The 17508-nt window shown below is 58.7% G+C and carries 13 protein-coding genes and 1 tRNA gene; 8 read left to right on the forward strand and 6 right to left on the reverse strand.

Annotated elements, in window-relative coordinates:
- Positions 1–11 precede the first annotated feature (11 nt).
- The gene (locus tag VEC01_RS07965) at positions 12–986 is read left to right on the forward strand and encodes a quinone oxidoreductase (protein ID WP_324900276.1); all 975 of its coding nucleotides are present in this window, start codon (positions 12–14) and stop codon (positions 984–986) included.
- Positions 987–996: 10 nt separating this feature from the next.
- Positions 997–1152 carry a hypothetical protein gene (locus VEC01_RS07970; RefSeq protein WP_324900277.1) on the forward strand — a complete coding sequence of 52 codons (156 nt, stop codon included), beginning with the start codon at positions 997–999 and terminating at the stop codon, positions 1150–1152.
- Positions 1153–1407: 255 nt separating this feature from the next.
- Here VEC01_RS07970 and VEC01_RS07975 read toward each other — a convergent pair whose 3' ends face one another.
- A complete protein-coding gene (locus VEC01_RS07975) occupies positions 1408–2046 on the reverse strand; it encodes a DUF4136 domain-containing protein (protein WP_324900278.1) in 639 nt (212 codons plus the stop codon).
- Between the two features lie 96 nt (positions 2047–2142).
- Positions 2143–2484, reverse strand: a complete 342-nt coding sequence (locus VEC01_RS07980) for a hypothetical protein (RefSeq protein ID WP_324900279.1) — start codon at positions 2482–2484, stop codon at positions 2143–2145.
- 71 nt (positions 2485–2555) lie between these two features.
- Between VEC01_RS07980 and pepN the strand changes: the two genes are divergently transcribed.
- From pepN to VEC01_RS08010, 6 genes are all read left to right on the forward strand, one after another.
- Positions 2556–5222: an aminopeptidase N gene (pepN, locus tag VEC01_RS07985; RefSeq protein ID WP_324900280.1), complete on the forward strand. Its 2667-nt coding sequence runs from the start codon at positions 2556–2558 to the stop codon at positions 5220–5222.
- Between the two features lie 26 nt (positions 5223–5248).
- Positions 5249–6250 carry a class 1 fructose-bisphosphatase gene (locus tag VEC01_RS07990; RefSeq protein WP_324900281.1) on the forward strand — a complete coding sequence of 334 codons (1002 nt, stop codon included), beginning with the start codon at positions 5249–5251 and terminating at the stop codon, positions 6248–6250.
- Positions 6251–6403: 153 nt separating this feature from the next.
- Positions 6404–6479: transfer RNA gene (locus VEC01_RS07995), tRNA-Thr, on the forward strand.
- A 362-nt stretch (positions 6480–6841) separates the two neighbouring features.
- Positions 6842–8587 carry an ATP-dependent endonuclease gene (locus VEC01_RS08000; RefSeq protein ID WP_324900282.1) on the forward strand — a complete coding sequence of 582 codons (1746 nt, stop codon included), beginning with the start codon at positions 6842–6844 and terminating at the stop codon, positions 8585–8587.
- A complete protein-coding gene (locus VEC01_RS08005; RefSeq protein WP_324900283.1) occupies positions 8587–10374 on the forward strand; it encodes an ATP-dependent helicase in 1788 nt (595 codons plus the stop codon). Before VEC01_RS08000 ends, VEC01_RS08005 begins: the two co-directional genes overlap by 1 nt.
- 707 nt (positions 10375–11081) lie before the next feature.
- A complete protein-coding gene (locus tag VEC01_RS08010) occupies positions 11082–13340 on the forward strand; it encodes an FG-GAP-like repeat-containing protein (RefSeq protein ID WP_324900284.1) in 2259 nt (752 codons plus the stop codon).
- A gap of 992 nt (positions 13341–14332) precedes the next feature.
- Here VEC01_RS08010 and VEC01_RS08015 read toward each other — a convergent pair.
- The 4 genes from VEC01_RS08015 to VEC01_RS08030 all read right to left on the reverse strand — a co-directional run bounded on the left by VEC01_RS08015 (position 14333) and on the right by VEC01_RS08030 (position 17421).
- Positions 14333–15253, reverse strand: coding sequence for a hypothetical protein (locus VEC01_RS08015; protein WP_324900285.1), 921 nt, complete (start codon positions 15251–15253; stop codon positions 14333–14335).
- A gap of 448 nt (positions 15254–15701) precedes the next feature.
- Positions 15702–16751, reverse strand: a complete 1050-nt coding sequence (locus tag VEC01_RS08020; protein WP_324900286.1) for a hypothetical protein — start codon at positions 16749–16751, stop codon at positions 15702–15704.
- A gap of 81 nt (positions 16752–16832) precedes the next feature.
- Positions 16833–17021 carry a hypothetical protein gene (locus VEC01_RS08025; RefSeq protein ID WP_324900287.1) on the reverse strand — a complete coding sequence of 63 codons (189 nt, stop codon included), beginning with the start codon at positions 17019–17021 and terminating at the stop codon, positions 16833–16835.
- Between the two features lie 7 nt (positions 17022–17028).
- On the reverse strand, positions 17029–17421 hold the full coding sequence (locus VEC01_RS08030) for a helix-turn-helix domain-containing protein (protein ID WP_324900288.1): 393 nt from the start codon (positions 17419–17421) through the stop codon (positions 17029–17031).
- Positions 17422–17508: the final 87 nt, after the last annotated feature.

Consider the following 17508-nt stretch of genomic DNA (forward strand, 5'->3'; position numbering starts at 1 on the left):
AAGGAGAAAGCATGGCAAAGGCAATCCGCATCAATGCGGTCGGCGGCCCGGAAGTAATGGAATACGTTGACGTCGAGGTCGGCGAGCCGGGCCCCGGCGAGGCGCGCGTGCGCCAGATGGCGTGCGGCCTGAATTACATCGATGTGTATTTCCGCACCGGCGCCTATCCGCAGCCGCTGCCCGCCGGCCTCGGCATGGAAGGCGCGGGCGTGGTCGAGGCGGTCGGCGCTGGCGTCACCCACGTCAGGCCGGGCGACCGCGTCGCCTATGCCGGCCGCCCGCCCGGCGCCTATGCGGAACTGCGGGTGATGCCGGCGTCCGTGCTGGTCAAGCTGCCGGAGGCGATCGATTTCGACACCGGCGCCGCGATGATGCTGCAGGGGCTGACGGTGCAATACCTGTTCCGCCGCACCTTCCCGCTGAAAGGCGGCGAAACCATCCTGTTCCACGCGGCGGCCGGCGGCGTCGGCCTGATCGCGTGCCAGTGGGCGCGCGCGCTCGGCGTGACCATGATCGGCACCGTCGGCTCGGATGAAAAGGCGGCGCTGGCGAAGGCGCACGGCTGCACCCATACCATCAACTACAACACGGAAAACTTCGTCGAACGGGTGAAGGAGCTGACCGGCGGCAAGGGCGTGCCGGTGGTGTACGACTCCATCGGCAAGGATACCTTCACGGGTTCGCTCGATTGCCTGGCGCCGCTCGGCATGCTGGTCAGTTTCGGCAGCGCGTCCGGCGCGGTGCCGCCGTTCGGGCTGCAGGAGCTTGCGTCGCGCGGTTCGCTGTTCGTCACCCGGCCGACGCTGTTCACCTACACCGCCAAACGCGAGGACCTGGACAGCATGGCGGCGGAACTGTTCGAGATGGTAGAGAGCGGGAAGATCAGGATCGAGATCAACCAGCGCTATGCGCTCAAGGATGTCGCGCAGGCGCACCGCGACCTGGAAGCGCGCAAAACCACCGGCTCGACGATCCTGATTCCCTGAGGCATCTTAGATGGATAGGGATCAGGATAACCCGATGCAGCATCCGGAGGAACAGCCGACGGGCACGGACGATGCGCCGCGTTTCGGCCGGCTGCTGCTGGTGCTGGGCGCCGCAGTGCTGCTGGTGGTGGCGCTGACGTTCGTGTCGGAGGCGATGTATTCGTAGGACCTGCTGTGCTTTCCGCTGATGTGCGACTGCCGCTGTCTGCGTGCGGGCGGGACTCGCCCGCGCGCCTGGTTCTACCTCCCCGTCGTTCCCGCGCAGGCGGAAACCCATACGCATCCGCCAGGCGTGCTGACCATGGGTTCCCGCGGGGCGGCCTCCCGCCTTTGCGGGAACGACAAGGAAGGCGGTGCGTGGCGCAGAGACAGGAAAGACAGCAGGTTTTGGCTCCGGCGGGCGCCAGCCGCGTCGGCGTCCTTACTGCTCCATCCGCAACTCGACCACGCGCGGCACGCCGCTCGGGCCGGGGAACTCGGCGAACGCGCTGCGCACCATGTAAGGCATCACCGCCGCGAGCGAGCCATTGGTGCCGTCGCTGACCACCGTCGTCTCGAACAGCTTCTTGTTGTCCGCCATGCGCGCCAGCGACACCCGCAATTGCCGGGTGAACAACTGGTACTGCGACACCCGGTGCTGCACCACCGGCGGCCCGTACCAGAACGGGTCGTAGAACGGGCCATAGTAGCCGCGCCATGCCGGCCCGTGCCAGAAGGGATAGGGATACGGGAAGGGGGAGGCATTGACCACCACCGGATACACTTCGCGCACGTCGCGCGCGCCGCTGATCTGGTAGGCGAACGATGCTTTCAGGGTCGGTTTGGTGGCCGCCGGCGCCTCGACGAATCCCAGCCGGCTCAGCTCGTTGCGCACCAGGTTCTCGTAGCTGCGGTATTCGAGGCTGTCGTTCTGTTCCCTGGTGCGCTCGAACACGTAGGACCTGTCCGCCAACGCGTCCGGCCACTCGTGGAAGGTGGTCACATTGCTCTTGATGACGGTGCCGCAACCGCCCAGCAATGCACTGACCGCGACAATGCAGGCGCCCAGCCAGGATTTCATGATTCGCTCTCCAGCGTGGTCAAAAATGCCAGTATAGAAATTTGGTTTGGACGGCTGGAAAAAATTCCGTAAATATTTGTAACCACGGCGTCCGTCTCAGCGCGGGTTTTCGAAGAAGATGTAATTCGACGCATAATCGCTGATCTCGAAATACACCTTCTTCTCGCCGGCGTCGACGACCATGTTGAAATTCTCGTCGAGCACGCCGTAGCCGTAGCGGTAGGAGCGCGGCACGTTGTCGTCGGTGCCGAGCGCGGTTGAAATCTTGTCGATGCGGATGAAGCGCCGCATCAGTTTGTCGCCGGCGTAGAATTCCAGCACACCGTTGGTGCCGGTCCAGTTCTGTACGCTGCGGCTGATCTGGTTCTGCTGCTCCTGCGTACACGATGCCAGCAATGCAGAAATGGCAACTACGAAAAGCGCAAAGGATGGTTTCATTCCGGTAGGCTCCGACTGGCTGCGATTGGTAAAATATCACTTTGCGTCATTATCCCTCCGACAGCAGCATTATGCGCACCGATACTCACCATACGATTTACCGCAAGGATTACACGCCGCCGAATTTTTGGGTCGATACCGTGGAAATGGGCTTCGACCTCGATCCGCAAGCCACCCACGTCGCCACCCGCATGACGCTGCGCCGCAACCCGGACGCGCGCGGCAAGAACATCGTGCTCTACGGCGAGTCGCTGTCGCTGGTGCAGCTGCGCATGAACGGCCGCGCGCTGACCAAGCGCGGCTACACGCTCGGCAAGGGCACGCTGGAAATCCTGAATCCGCCGGATGAAGTCACCCTCGAGATCGAGACCGTGACCCGGCCGAACCTGAACACCTCGCTGATGGGCTTGTATGTGTCCAACGGCAATTTCTTCACGCAATGCGAAGCGGAAGGCTTCCGCAAGATCACCTACTTCCCGGACCGGCCCGACGTAATGGCGAAGTACACCGTGATGCTGCGCGCGGACAAGGAAAAATACCCGGTCCTTTTGTCCAACGGCAATCTGATCGAGCAGGGCGATCTCGGCGACGGCCGTCATTACGCGCTGTGGGAAGACCCGTTCAGGAAGCCGTCCTACCTGTTCGCGCTGGTCGCCGGCAAGCTGGTGTGCCAGGAAGAAAGATACGCGCTCGGCTCCGGGCGCGAAGTGCTGCTGCAGGTCTGGGTCGAGGAAGGCAATCTCGACAAGACCCAGCATGCGATGGATTCGCTGAAGAACAGCATCCGCTGGGATGAGGAGCGCTTCGGCCTGGAACTCGACCTCGACCGCTTCATGATCGTCGCCGTCGGCGACTTCAACATGGGCGCGATGGAAAACAAGGGCCTGAACATCTTCAACACCAAGTTCGTGCTCGCCAATCCGCGCATCGCAACCGACGCCGACTACGCCGGCATCGAATCCGTGGTCGGCCACGAATACTTCCACAACTGGACCGGCAACCGCGTCACCTGCCGCGACTGGTTCCAGCTGTCGCTGAAGGAAGGCCTGACGGTGTTCCGCGACCAGGAATTCTCGGCCGACCTGATCGGCACCGACAGCGGGCGCGCGGTCAAGCGCATCGAGGACGTGCGCGTGCTGCGCCAGGCGCAGTTCCCCGAAGACGCCGGCCCGATGGCGCATCCGGTGCGCCCCGATTCCTACGTCGAGATCAACAACTTCTACACCGTCACCATCTACGAAAAAGGCGCGGAAGTGGTGCGCATGTACCAGACCCTGCTCGGCCGCGACGGCTTCCGCAAGGGCATGGACCTGTACTTCCAGCGGCATGACGGGCAGGCGGTCGAGTGCGACGACTTCCGGCGCGCGATGGCCGATGCCAGCGGCCGCGACCTGACGCAGTTCGAACTCTGGTACAGCCAGGCCGGCACGCCGCGGGTGAAGGTGGAAACCGCGTATGACGAGGCGGCGCGCACCTACGACGTCACGCTCACCCAATCCTGCCCGCCGACGCCCGGCCAGGCGGTCAAGCAGCCTTTCCACATCCCGGTCGCGATCGGCCTGCTCGACGGCGCCGGCCGCGACATGCCGCTGCGCCTGGAAGGCGCGGGCGCCGGCGAGGCGCCGACCACGCTGGTGCTGGAGCTGACGCAGGCGAGCCAGACCTTCCGCTTTACCGACGTCGCCGAAAAGCCGGTGCCGTCCGTGCTGCGCGGCTTCTCGGCGCCGGTGATCCTGGAGATCGAGTACAGCGACGAGGAACTCGCGTTCCTGATGGCCAGCGACAGCGATGCGTTCAACCGCTGGGAAGCCGGCCAGCGCCTGGCATTGCGCCGCATGCTGGCGCTCACCGTGGCGGTGCAGAACAACCATGCGCTGTCCGACGCGGAACTGGATGAGGGCGTGCTCAGCCGCGCGTTCCGCGCGACGCTGAACGAGGACGGGCTCGATGCGGCATTCCGCGAAATGGCGCTGACGCTGCCTTCCGAAACCGTGGTGGCCGAGCAGATGCAGGTGGTCGACCCGCATGCGATCCATGCGGTGCGCCGCTTCCTGCGCCGTTCGCTGGCGTCGGCGCTGCGCGTGGACTGGATGGTCGCCTACCAGGACAACCGCACGCTCGGCGACTACAGCCCGGACCCGGCCTCGGCCGGCAAACGCGCGCTGAAGAACCTCGCGCTGTCCTACATCGTCGAGAACGACGATGCCGACGCCCACCACCTCGCGCAGACGCAGTACGACAATGCCAACAACATGACCGACCGCATCGCGGCGCTGAGCGCGCTGGCCAACAGCAGCGCGCCGGGGCGTGAAGAGGCGCTGGCGCGCTTCTATGACGAGTTCGAGCAGGAAGCGCTGGTGATCGACAAGTGGTTCGCGCTGCAGGCCACCGCCCGCAGCACCGACGTGGCGACGGTACGCGCGCTGATGAAGCATCCGGCGTTCACGGCGAAAAACCCGAATCGCGCACGCAGCCTGATCTTCAGCTTCTGCAACGGCAATCCCTCGCAATTCCATGCGGTGGACGGCAGCGGCTACGAGTTCTGGGCCGAGCAGGTGATCGCGCTCAATGCGATCAACCCGCAGGTTGCGGCCCGCCTCGCGCGCAGCCTCGACCGCTGGCGCAAGTATGCGCCCGCCTTGCAGGAAAAGATGCAAGCCGCGCTCAGGAAGGTCGCTGCCGCCAAGGACTTGTCGAAAGACGTGCTCGAAGTCGTCACCAAATCCCTATCCAACTAACCAAGCACTGATACCGGAACCCATACATGAAAAGAGTCAGTCTCACGCAATACCTTGTGGAAGAGCAGCGCCTCCACAACAGCATTCCCGCCGAACTGCGCCTGTTGATCGAAGTCGTCGCGCGTTCCTGCAAAGCGATCAGCCATGCGGTCGGCAAGGGCGCGCTCGGCGAAGTGCTCGGCAGCGCCGGCAGCGAGAACGTGCAGGGCGAAGTGCAGAAGAAGCTGGACGTGCTGTCCAATGAAATGCTGCTCGAAGCCAACGAGTGGGGCGGTCACCTGGCGGCGATGGCATCCGAGGAAATGGAAACCATCCACCCGATCCCGAACCGCTATCCGATGGGCGAATACCTGCTGCTGTTCGATCCGCTCGACGGCTCGTCCAACATCGACGTCAACGTGTCTATCGGCACCATCTTCTCGGTGCTGAAGGCGCCGGAAGGCATGGGCACGCCGACCGAAAAGGACTTCCTGCAGCAGGGCTGCAAGCAGGTCGCCGCCGGCTACGCGGTGTACGGCCCGCAGACGGTGCTGGTGCTCACCACCGGCAACGGCGTGAACTGCTTCACGCTGGACCGCGAGATGGGCGCGTGGAAGCTGACCCAGCGCAACATGAAGATTCCGTCCGAGACCAAGGAATTCGCGATCAACGCGTCCAATGCGCGCCACTGGTATCCCCCGGTCAAGCGCTATGTCGACGAGTTGCTGGCCGGCGAAACCGGCCCGCGCCAGAAGAACTTCAACATGCGCTGGATCGCCTCGATGGTGGCCGACGTGCACCGCATCCTGAACCGCGGCGGCATCTTCATGTACCCGGCCGACGCGCGCGAACCGGACAAGCCCGGCAAGCTGCGCCTGATGTACGAAGCCAACCCGATGGCCTTCATCGTCGAACAGGCGGGCGGCGCGGCGACCAACGGCCGCGAGCGCATCCTTGACCTGGAGCCGAAGAAGCTGCATGAGCGGGTAGCGGTGTTCCTCGGCTCCAAGAGCGAAGTGGAGCGGGTGACGAGTTACCACTACGAATAAGGGCGGACGCCGCCGCAACCGGGATATTGACGGGTTTTCTCGTGTTTTTACGCGAAATTGACCGTAAAAATGGTCGAAAAGCAAGTTTCCGGGGCCCGGGGTCAAGGTTGCACTAGCGGAGCAGTAACTTTATTTGGTAGAATGCGCGCTTTCGCTGATGTAGCTCAGTTGGTAGAGCAACTGATTCGTAATCAGTAGGTCGGAGGTTCGACTCCTCTCATCAGCACCAAGAAAATCAAAGGGTTAGCACCGCAAGGGGCTAGCCCTTTTTGTTTGGTGCTACCACGGTGCTACCGTGGCCGCAATTGGCACGCTGAAAAACGTCGCATTAAGTCCCAACGACACGGATGAACATGTCGATTTGAAATATTACGTTTTTGCAACAAAGGTAGTAAGATCGGCGAATAGTTCCCCTTAGCAAGTTCGCTGTGCAATCTACCTCACTCTCAACTATCCCCACACCACCCGCTGGAGCTGCCGGCAAGGACTGCTCATCGCTCAACCAGAGCCACCAGTATCACCTCCATCCTGCGCTAAGAGCCACCCGCGTTGCTCGGTATGTCGACCTTTCGAAAACAAAAGGGACCGGCAATGCACTTGGCTAAGTTGAGCATCGTAAATTTTCGTAAGCTTCGGGACGTCCAGCTACGCTTTGGAGCGGGACTTAACGTGCTTGTGGGTGCGAATAACGTTGGCAAGAGCGCCGTAGTCGACGCGTTGAGAGCGTTGCTGGCTGGTCAGGATGATCCGTATCCACGTTTTAGTGTGGATGATCGCCACCGACCACGTGAAGAGCCGCCCGAGGGTGATATTGCCTTCCACTATGTTTTTCGGGACCTCAGCCTAGATGACGAGGCCGATTTTCTCGCTGCGCTAAAACCAGGCGCTGACGGCAGCATGGAGGCTCATTTTCACGTTCATTACTCAGATCCAGACAAGGCGGGGCGATTCCGTGTCAAGCGCTGGTGCGGTGACCATGGAGACGTCCCACTTACGTCTGACATAATGGAGAACTTGCACGGCGTTTACTTGCAGCCGCTACGCGATGCCTCGCAAGGCTTGCGACCCGGTCGAAACAGCCAGCTCTCTCGCCTGATGCATTTGCTCGCAGACGATCGCGGACGCGAAGGGATCAACGCAGCACTGCGTCGCCTCGACGACGATCTTAAGGCGCAAGCCCCGATCCTAAATACACAGGCAGCTATTGCCACACGACACAACGCTATGTTGGGCCGCCAGCTAGCCCAAGTGCTGGAGGTTGGACTCAGTGCAAGCGACTTTCAGCGATTGAGCGCGCGCCTTTCGTTGTCAGTGAATGCCTTGGAAATCGAACAGAACGGCCTCGGTTTCAACAACTTAATCTTCATGGCAGTAGTGTTGAGCGAGCTGGCCCAGAATCCTGATGCCACTTATCGAGGACTCATTGTGGAGGAGCCGGAGGCCCACCTCCACCCCCAGTTGCAAGCCGTTCTGCTGCGGTATTTGGCCAGTATCCAGGCCGCCGAGGGGGAAAAGCCGGTTCAGCTCTTCGTCACTAGCCATTCGCCCAACTTCGCAAGTAATGCCAACCTTGACTGCTTGGTCTGCCTAATCGAGACAGAGGGGCGGGTTGAAACCTTCTTTCCGCGAGACGTCGAGTTTGAGCGTGGGAAGCGCGAAAAATTGGAGCGTTACCTAGATGTAACGCGGGCAGAGCTTTTTTTTGCGCGCCGGCTGATCCTTGTGGAAGGGGCAGCGGAAATGATGCTCGTGGACGTCCTCGCCGCCCGAGCGGGCTTCGACTTACGTAGCCACGGCGTCAGTCTGATCAGTGTTGAGGGGCTGAATTTTGACTCGTTTCTGCCCCTGTTTGGGGAAAATGCATTAAAGATTCCCGTCGCCGTCATCACCGACGCGGACCCGCAGTCCCAGCCTGCAGCAGGCGGGGAACCTGAACCGTTATATCCGGCACTCGGCAACGCCGTCGTCGTTTCTGCAAATACGGCGAAGATGAAGGAACGGGAGGATCGATACGTCAAGGTGTACCACGGGGTGAAAACCCTGGAATATGACCTAGCCCTGCATGCGGATAACCGCGAGGCGATGCTCTTGGCGCTGGCCGAGATGCATCCAAGGATAGCCGCAGACTTGCGGGCGGCCGTCGACCGCGCCGCCGACGGTGCGACGAAGGCCCATGTACTATTTTCAGGCATGTTCGAGCGGGGGCATAGCAATGTGCAGAAGGGACGCTTCGGCCAGGCATTGGCTCAGGTGTTATCGGACGGCCGAGTGCCTTGTGTTATCCCCCCGTACATTCAAATGGCGATGGAGCATGTCTGCCAGATGGATGCAACGTAATGGAGTTGTCACCTGAACAGCAGGCCGTCGTCGATGCTCCTCTGGTGCCTCTCGCCGTTATCGCATGCGCCGGAAGCGGCAAGACGGCCACAGCCATTCATCGTCTCATCGCAGTTCGCAAGCTGCTAGGGCCTGCCCGTAGTCGAGTGGCCTTACTGTCGTTCTCCAACGTCGCCGTAGACACTTTCCGGAATGGCTATCAGGCGCTCGCACATTTCCTGCCGCAAGGTATGGGGCGAACCCGCGTTGATATCGACACGTTGGACGGCTTTATTACCGCTCACATCTTGCGGCCGCATGCACACCGCACTATGGGGGCCGGGCAGTCCGCGTATCTGGTGACGGGCAATGAAGACTTTTTGGCCAATTACACGATCCGAACGGCAAATTACCCAATACCAGTAACCCAAATCCGGGCTGGTTTTACAGAGGGACATCTCTCTTTCTACTACGACTACTTCGGTCAGAGAGTGCGCCTGGATCAGAATCTCGCGGTGCAGGTCATCAACCGGCTTGGCCGAATCGGCGCCTACACGCATGACCTCGGGCGGTACTGGTGCTACCGGACACTGCATGACCAACCCTACATCCTCCAAGCATTGGCGAGGTGCTACTCGCAGGTAATCGTTGACGAGTCACAGGACATCGGGTCACTTCATCAAGCTATCTTGGAGATGCTAGCGGCGGCGGGCGTTCAGATTTCATTGATCGGTGACCCCTGTCAGAGTATCTACGAATTTGCCGGTGCTGATGGCGAATTCTTGCGCAATTACCGCGACCGCCCGAGCGTTCTCGCATTCTCCCTGACCCGCAACTTCCGATCGCTACCTTCTATTCTGGTACCAGCAAATCATATTTCCGACCGAAATGACGAAGCACATCGTGCCGCCGCAGCTGAACCAAATGGCGCCTATTTCATCGGCTACTCGGAGGCCGAGCTTCCGCAGCTGCTCGACGCATTCCACGCCGAGGTCGGCAATGTCGGTCTGACGGCGAACAAGTGCGCCATTCTATGTCGTGCCAATGCGCTAGCGGCTCGGCTGGCGGGTGTTCACGAACCTGGCGGGCGCGGGGTAGTCAAGATTTTCGCTGAAGCAGCTCTCCTTAGGGATAGGCAACGAGACTTCATGTCCGCCTACAAGAATGTGGTCCGTGCGATTGTTACGCTCTTGGATAGTCCTCCTCATGATTTGATGGCGAAGCTCAGCAATCGAGCGCTCCAACCGGAAATTCGCAAGATGAAGCACATTCTCTGGGGTTTTACCAGAAACCCGGAAGTCGGCCTTCCTCATTCGCATCTGCCGGCTGACGGGCAGTGGCATGAGCATCTGCTTGAGCGCGTGCGTGGGGTGCTCGAAAGGATAGAGCAGGACTTTGGTCTGGCGCCAGTAGAAAACTTGGGACGCAAGCTGGCCCGCAATGCCTTAGGGAGGGAGCCGCTCGACGCAGGCGCCGACCTGGCTGCCGATCGAGGCCCGCGAATTCGCGTGCAGACTGTTCACCAGGTCAAAGGCGAAAGTATTGACGCTGTCCTCTATGTTGCAACTCGACAGCATGTTGAGGCGTTGCTGCAGGGTGTGGATACGGAACTCGGTCGTATTGGCTACGTTGCCGTTACACGGGCGCGCAATCTTCTGTGGTTGGGCGTTCCTTCAGCAGCCTTAGGAGCACTGCGCCCAGCATTGTTAGCGGCAGGTTTCAGGGAGGCGGGCACCCGAGTGTTGGAGCAAGGTGACACTGAACCTGCAGAGAACCAACTTGCGCCAGCCGCCCACCTTGGCAATTAGCCCAAACAGTCGGTCTTGCTCCCAATCCTCTAGGACGGGGCAACAGGTGGGGCAAACGGGATTAATGCGAAGGCCTTATCTCACAAGTCTGGCAGCACGAATCGTGCGACGTGACGCGTGGCCATTCCTGACCTGACGGGCAACCCGTTTGATTTCTCCGTGGAGTTGGACGAGCTGCTTGTGTAGGGATTCCGGCTTGGCCGCGTTCCTGCTACTGATTGCTTTACCTGCTACAGTGCGCGGACCAGTAGACTTGGTCCACGGCTTCCATCTGTGAATTGACTCGGCCTGCCGCGCACGACGCTCGTCGGTCCAACCCCATTGTTGTCGTGTACCCTCGGACTTTTTCACGTGACGAACCAATACTTTGATTAGATGAAAATTACGCCAGTGCATGGCCTTGTTCGTCATGTTAGCCGTTTTTGCTTGCTTCACCCTTGTTCGATTTATTACGCGGAATGCCCGCTATCGGGGCCAGAAGCGGACGCCCATCTAACTCTTCTAATTTAACAGTCAGGGGCAATACCATATATATGGTATTGCTATATAGAAATTGGTTAGACTAGCGTACTCGGCTGCCGAGACGGAACGACCACCTCGATAAACTGCAACCCCACGGAACGTTCTCAGAAGGGACTGTTCAGCCGGCGAAAGCAAAATAGGGCCGGCAAACATTAACTATAAAAGATAGGCTAGGGAAGATAGAAATGCAAATCCAGGGTACAAGCGTCCATTCCACAATCAATGTAACCCTGCCGGCAAGACTAGGCGGCACTGGTAACTATGACCCGTTTACTACGGATCTTCGTTCGATAACCACAGTTGACCTCAACAGCGACGGCTATGCGGACATCTTTATCCACCCCGGTTATTTCAATGCTGCCCCGGCATTGCCTGCTGTAGCGTTGCTTAACGATGGCAAGGGCGGATTTTACGATGCTACGTCGAAGCTGTTTGCAACCGCCCCGGTTATTGAACAATCCAATGGCGTGTTTATCGGCAGGTTTACAGCAGATGGTCGTTTGGGAATGTTTGTTGCCGATCAAGGCCTCGAACTTGGCAACAATACGGAAGGCACCAACACAACGGGCTTCCAAGGCGGTAAAAACCACTTTTACCTGCAAGATGCAAATGGCGTGTTTCAAGACCTATCGGCGAATATCCCCAACAACAACGGTTTCAATCACGTGTCCACAATGGCCGACATCAATGGCGACGGCAATCTCGATATGGCAATGGTTGACCTCGGGGGCAAGAACCTGATAGGTAGTGGCGTGTTCCTCTACTTGGGCGACGGCAAGGGCGGTTTCCAATATTCGGTCGCCGGACTGCCAGATGAAATCAAATACATGGCCACAACAAGCCGTGACTGGGCGGGTCGTTCCGTTGACTATCAATTTGCTGGTGCAGTTGGCGCCGCAGATATCAACAACGATGGCCGAACGGATCTGATCACCGGCAGCTACACTTCCCCGGACCTGAAGAGCGGTAAGACCACAGTGCAGATGTTCACGCAAGATGCAACTGGTAAGTTCACGAACGTTTTCGACGTCTTGCGTCCTCAAGTGCTTGACGCTGGCAAGTATGGTGTCGCGGGTGTGACAACCGGTGACATCAACGGTGACAGCTTGGCTGACGTGGTTATTCAATGGGAAAAATGGGGTGGTACCGCAGTACAAATTCTGCAAAACCAAGGCAATCAGCAATTTGCGGATGTGACGGTTGCAAAGCTAGGCAGCTACTTGCTTCGTGAAGATAGCAATATCAAATCGAAGATGATCATGAAGATCGATTTGACTGACGTCGATCACAACGGAAGCCAAGATCTAGTGATGAAGCAATTCTTCTCTGAAGCACCACAAATCCAAAGTGGCGATGAATATGGCGCATTCCTGTACTTGAACGACGGTCAAGGCCACTTCAAGGCTGCAACGTTGGCATTGAATGACGCTACGATTCCGGCATCCCAACTTGCAACCCTGACCGGTAACCCCGAATGGTCGCTTGGTATCCCGTTGGTGTTCGATGCCAATAACGATGGCAAGAACGACGTTGTGTTCATCGGCAACAAGACAACCGCAACTGATGCAGCAACAACGACAATTGCGCTTGATATTGCAACGGTCTTCGGCAACGAGACGCACAATGTTTATCAGGCGGCGGCGACAGGTAGCGCAATCAAGGCGTCTGCTGCAAATGACGTGATTGTCGCCAACAAGGGAAGTGATGTTATCGACGGTGGTGCAGGGGTGGATACCGTCAGGATTGCCGGTAACCGTGCAAATTTCTCGCTCCTGCGCGCTGGCAACACCATCAAAGTGAGTGGCGCAGAGGGCGCTGATACGCTCTCGAATGTTGAGCGCATCCAGTTTAATGACGCTACTGTGAACCTTACAATCGGCGACACGGCTAAGGCGATTGCGACTGCTGATCTGAAGATGCTGATGGAACTTTATGTTGCGTTCTTCAATCGCGTCCCGGATGCGGACGGCCTTGCATACTGGATCGATCAGTTAAAGGGCGGGCAAGGCGTTTCCAGCATCGCCGACAACTTCTACAGCGCTGCCGTTCAATACACGTCGTTGACTGGTTATTCGACAACGATGAGCAACGACGACTTCGTCAAGGTGATCTACAAGAACGTGCTCGGGCGAACAGGCGACACCGCTCCCAGCGCTACCGAAGTGGGCTACTGGAGCAATGAACTTGCGACTGGTCATGTCACCAAGGGTGGTCTCGTCAGCACGATGCTCAGTTCTGCGCACAGCTTCAAGGGTAATCAACAATGGGGCTGGGTTGCCGATTTGCTGGACAATAAGGTCACAGTGGCAGACTTCTTCGCCGTTCAGCACGGCTTGAACTACAACACGCCTGAAGACTCGATTGAAAATGGAATGGCTATCGCAGCGGCGATTACTCCCACCGATACCTTGGCAGCGATTAATTTGATCGGCATTGCTCCCTGAGTTGGAGACAAATAAACGATCAGTGTATTTCAACTGCCAGCTCGGTAGGCTTGGATGAAATCCCAGCTTTCGGTGGAATGGTGAAACTGCAACGGTGCTGGGATTGCATCCCAGCCTACGGCACTCCTTGGAACGGCGTTGCAGGGCAATGCGCCGCAAGCCTTGGAAAAGTTGAATACGCGGAGCGTGCCGACCGCCACATTGACAGTCTTGGGCGGCGTAACTGCCTTCTGCGTGCTGATCAAGGGTTGGCTTCGACCGACTTGTTGCCCCTAGAGAGCGATACCGGCTACCACTGCACGCATATACCTGCCACTGGAACTCCAACAACTCCAACGTCGGGTTTGGCGCGATCTCCGACACTCAACAAATTTCTGGAATGACTGGCTAGAATCGTATTCCTGCCGGTATTCGTGGGCACTCAGCTGAATACGGTTGCTGTTCGAGAAACTGCCGACAATTACCGAGATACGCAGTCGGCAGCGGCCGGACTTGTCTACAACGAGCCGCTCCAATTCTGACATGGGCACGCTCGAGAAAGCCACTGATCCGTCACGCTTGCTGCCGCTTCGCGCACTTGTAACGCCGTGATTGCAGGATGAAGTTCCCCAGTGGCACCAAGGCTGGTTTCGTTGCTCTTGGCAGTACACATTCCATCGCTACAAGTTATTGGGATGGCAGAAGGTGTCTGGCCTGAAAAAATAAAGTCAGCCCGGTAATGCACCGGCGCTGCGCGCCACCGATGCACTTACGCACGACATTGCTTCGGGTGGGCGCAATGCCGAGGGAGCGGGCCTGACTGCCCCGATGCCACCGGAGCCGGCTACACCGGCGCTACGCGTTCAGCCGCTACGACTGCCCACGACCGGACGGGAGCGAGGCATGATCATTATGCACCCGTAAAGGGGTTACGCAATCCTTCGTCTTCATTTTCGTTACGTAGTTCGTCAGTGCGCGTCCAATGAGGGGTACGTAGCCATTCGCAAATGCCCTTACATTAGGTCGGCGAAGTGATGGGCATGCGTTGGTATGCCTCGGTACAAGTTTCCAGGCAGACATTCGGCGCCAAGGTCGATGACGGTCGGATCGAGGTCGGACGATATGCCCGTGGCACTGAGCGAGAATACGGGGAAGGCGAGATCAGCGGCGAGTACAGTGATGAAGGGGGCGTAGTGGCTGGAAGCAGCAACGCGCAAATTGTTTTGCTCATTCGTGGCTTCGGTGTTGTGGCTGTCAATCAAAGGCATCCTTGAGCATGAATAGACCTGACCCTCCGCTGGTTTGCTGCGGCGCTTGAACAAGTAAGAAACCCAACACTTTGCGTCCGCAATCTTCGCCGGCTTGGTTTTCGGAAGCGTTGCGTAATCTAGGCCACGGTGCATCTGGTTGCGTGGCGGATTGATATAGACCCGCACACCGGCTTTAGCTGCTGCCTTCGCCAGCCATCTATCTGGCTTTCGGTTCAGAATCGCATTGGGCCGCTTGAAGGCTGCCTCGACACAAAGGAAAATGTGCAGGTGCTCGCCCTTGTCGTCATCGAGTTCGCGGGCAGCGTAGAAGCTTGCTTCGATACCATTCCGGCGCAGATGCTGCATCAGGCGCTTGAGCAGGCCCTTGTGTATATGGGCAACGTTCATGAATCGGAATTCTTGATCAGCCATTACGAACGACAGGTGATAGAGGCGAGCACTTTTGTAGACCATCGAGCAGGTGTCGATCCATGACCATGCCCGGCGCGTCTGCTGCGGGTCATGGTTGCCGCCGTTGGCGCGCGTGACTCGCGTCTCGTACTTGCCAGCCAGCTTTCGCTCTGTCGACGGCTTTCGCCGTGTCTTTTCCATGGCCTTGAGGTGCGGGGCAACGGCAGCATCGTCTTCAGGTGAAGCGGGCGCATCCCTACTACTTCTATCCAAATTTTCCTCCTATGAAATTGCGGCCATGTAGAACGATGGAAAACACTGTTGATGCGACACGTCCCGCTCTGAAGCCTTACGTGGGCCAGCCCTTTTGCAGAAGTGTGTCTAAGTCGGGTTTTTGATGCAGAGATTTGAGCCGCTACTTTCGCGTCTACATAGCTTCGCCAATCGGCAAATGCGGGATGCTGTCACTATCGCCAGTGGATCTCAGCGTGGTCGAATGCCCCAGCCCTGGACAACTCCTTACGCAACTCGAAAAGGGTGGCGCAAGCCCACAGCGTTGCTACTTCTTTTTTTCCAGCGTTTGGACGAGCAAGTGCATTGTCAGTACTACCCTGCGCGAGCTAGTGAGACTCATGACCAACTGGCAGCACGGCCTGGCTAGGACGTTTTCACGCAGCTTTTGCTTGGCGCCGACCTGAAAGGGGCGTGGTTCAGAAACCCCTCAAGCTGCATGCGCCTGGCTCCCGCTGTTTTTCTCGAACCCCTTGAGGCGGCGCTCCAGGCGCTCGGCCGCAGACTTGTGCTTCTTCGACAGACGCAGGTACTCGTTTTTCTCGTTGAGCAAGCCGTTATTGCGCGATTCCATCACGCGTACCAACTCCTGTAGCTTCTGGATTTCGGCGCGCGCCGCTGCCAAGTGGTCGTCGTTGCCAACAATTTTCACCCACACCTGACTTTCTTCGTGCAGGCCTTCCATCAGCGCGGCCTGCTCGGCCAAGTCGGCTCGCAGCGCATCATTTTCGGCCCGCAGCGCATCGCTTTCGGCGCGCAGGCGGGCGTTTTCCGCGCGCAATTGCCCCAACTCGCTGGGCTGCCTGATCAGTTGGGCCGGCGCCGGCGCGGCCGATTCTTTCGCCGCCTTCTTCGCCGGCTTAGTGTCGATCTGCCTGGCGGCTTCCTTCATGGCCTGCTCGCCGCCGGCGGCAATTGCCTGCTGCTGCTCGGGCGGCAGCGCGGCCAGCTTGGCAGCGGCGTTGATCGAAATGTCGCCGGCATTGGCGGCGGCGCGGATCGGCGGTACTGCGTTGACTTGGATCTTCTCGACCTTGGCGACGGTATCTTCAGACACGCACGCGATTGCGGCGATTTCCTTCCGGGTATTGACCGGTGCCTTTGACGAATTCATCAAAGGCACTTTGCCGTTGGCCAGATTAACCTTGGCACGGGCGGCTATGATGTCTTTCTTCTTCAGCCCGAGCGCCGTGCGTTGGTAGTCGCTCAGGTTGCGGCGCGCCAGTTGGTTGTCGATCATCCACGCCATTACCGATTCGCGGCTATCAAGGCGCGGGCACTCGACAGTGCGAAAAGATTTGTCGTGCTGTTTGCAAATCTTATACCGGTGGTGCCCATCGATCAGAATGCCACGCCAGGTCACCAACGGGTGGCGGCAACCTTCTGCCAGAATGCTTTGCTCCAAGGCATTGTATTCGTCGTCTGCCAGCGGAGTGATCAGCGACTCAAACTCGGGGTCGATGTTGATACGTTTCGCCATCTTCGTTCCTTTTTCTTAAAATGAAGGATGGGGCTAGCAATTGAACGTTGCTGTTCATGCCAACCCCAATTGGGAAGAGCGCTATTCCGTGCGGAGTGTTTCGGCGCGTCGACGCAGCGACAGATACACGGCCCACAGATCAGCCAGCACCATGTTGCTCAGATCGGGGGCAACATTGAGGTCGGAGAAGCGGGCGACGAGTTGCATCAGCTCATCGAGCCAAGGTGCCTGCGGCCCATCCATATCGTTGAAGTGGTAGTTCGTTTTCATGGCCGGCCTAATCGTCGAAAGTGACGGTGCGCGCGGCCATGAATTTGTCGAGCGCCGCCTTGGTGTAGAAGATGCGGCGCCCGACCTTGACGTAATCGAGGCGATAGCGCCTGGTCGAGCGCCAGGTGGCGAGCGTGGCTTCCTTTACGCCGAGGTAGACGGCTGCCTCTGCCGGCGTCATGGTTGCAGAGCGTTTCGTACCGCCGGCGGACGACACGAAGTAACCATCGTTACCGGCGACGGCGTTGTGCTGTACCGGGGATGCCGGTGCGGTACCCGTGCCAGCAACGGAGGAGAGGAAATTAGCCAAGGCCGTCGTCGAGGGCAAGCCAACACCGAGCGCGTTGGACCCGGCCAAATGGTCGACGGTGGCCGGCGTAACAAGGATTTTGTTGTGCATGAATCACTCCAATTTGCTCGACCCCGATGCACCATGCACCGAATCGATTGAAGCGATCGTAGCGCGTATCTTTCAATAAATCGTCCA

Source organism: Noviherbaspirillum sp. (assembly GCF_035627455.1).
Classification (GTDB): Bacteria; Pseudomonadota; Gammaproteobacteria; order Burkholderiales; family Burkholderiaceae_D; genus Noviherbaspirillum.

Coding starts and splice junctions, on each gene's coding strand:
- VEC01_RS08020 (WP_324900286.1), bottom strand. CDS start 16,751: ATGGCGAAACGTATCAACATCGACCCCGAGTTTGAGTCGCTGATCACT.
- VEC01_RS07975 (WP_324900278.1), bottom strand. CDS start 2,046: ATGAAATCCTGGCTGGGCGCCTGCATTGTCGCGGTCAGTGCATTGCTG.
- pepN (WP_324900280.1), top strand. CDS start 2,556: ATGCGCACCGATACTCACCATACGATTTACCGCAAGGATTACACGCCG.
- VEC01_RS07965 (WP_324900276.1), top strand. CDS start 12: ATGGCAAAGGCAATCCGCATCAATGCGGTCGGCGGCCCGGAAGTAATG.
- VEC01_RS07980 (WP_324900279.1), bottom strand. CDS start 2,484: ATGAAACCATCCTTTGCGCTTTTCGTAGTTGCCATTTCTGCATTGCTG.
- VEC01_RS08030 (WP_324900288.1), bottom strand. CDS start 17,421: ATGCACAACAAAATCCTTGTTACGCCGGCCACCGTCGACCATTTGGCC.
- VEC01_RS08000 (WP_324900282.1), top strand. CDS start 6,842: ATGCACTTGGCTAAGTTGAGCATCGTAAATTTTCGTAAGCTTCGGGAC.
- VEC01_RS07970 (WP_324900277.1), top strand. CDS start 997: ATGGATAGGGATCAGGATAACCCGATGCAGCATCCGGAGGAACAGCCG.
- VEC01_RS08010 (WP_324900284.1), top strand. CDS start 11,082: ATGCAAATCCAGGGTACAAGCGTCCATTCCACAATCAATGTAACCCTG.
- VEC01_RS08005 (WP_324900283.1), top strand. CDS start 8,587: ATGGAGTTGTCACCTGAACAGCAGGCCGTCGTCGATGCTCCTCTGGTG.
- VEC01_RS07990 (WP_324900281.1), top strand. CDS start 5,249: ATGAAAAGAGTCAGTCTCACGCAATACCTTGTGGAAGAGCAGCGCCTC.
- VEC01_RS08025 (WP_324900287.1), bottom strand. CDS start 17,021: ATGAAAACGAACTACCACTTCAACGATATGGATGGGCCGCAGGCACCT.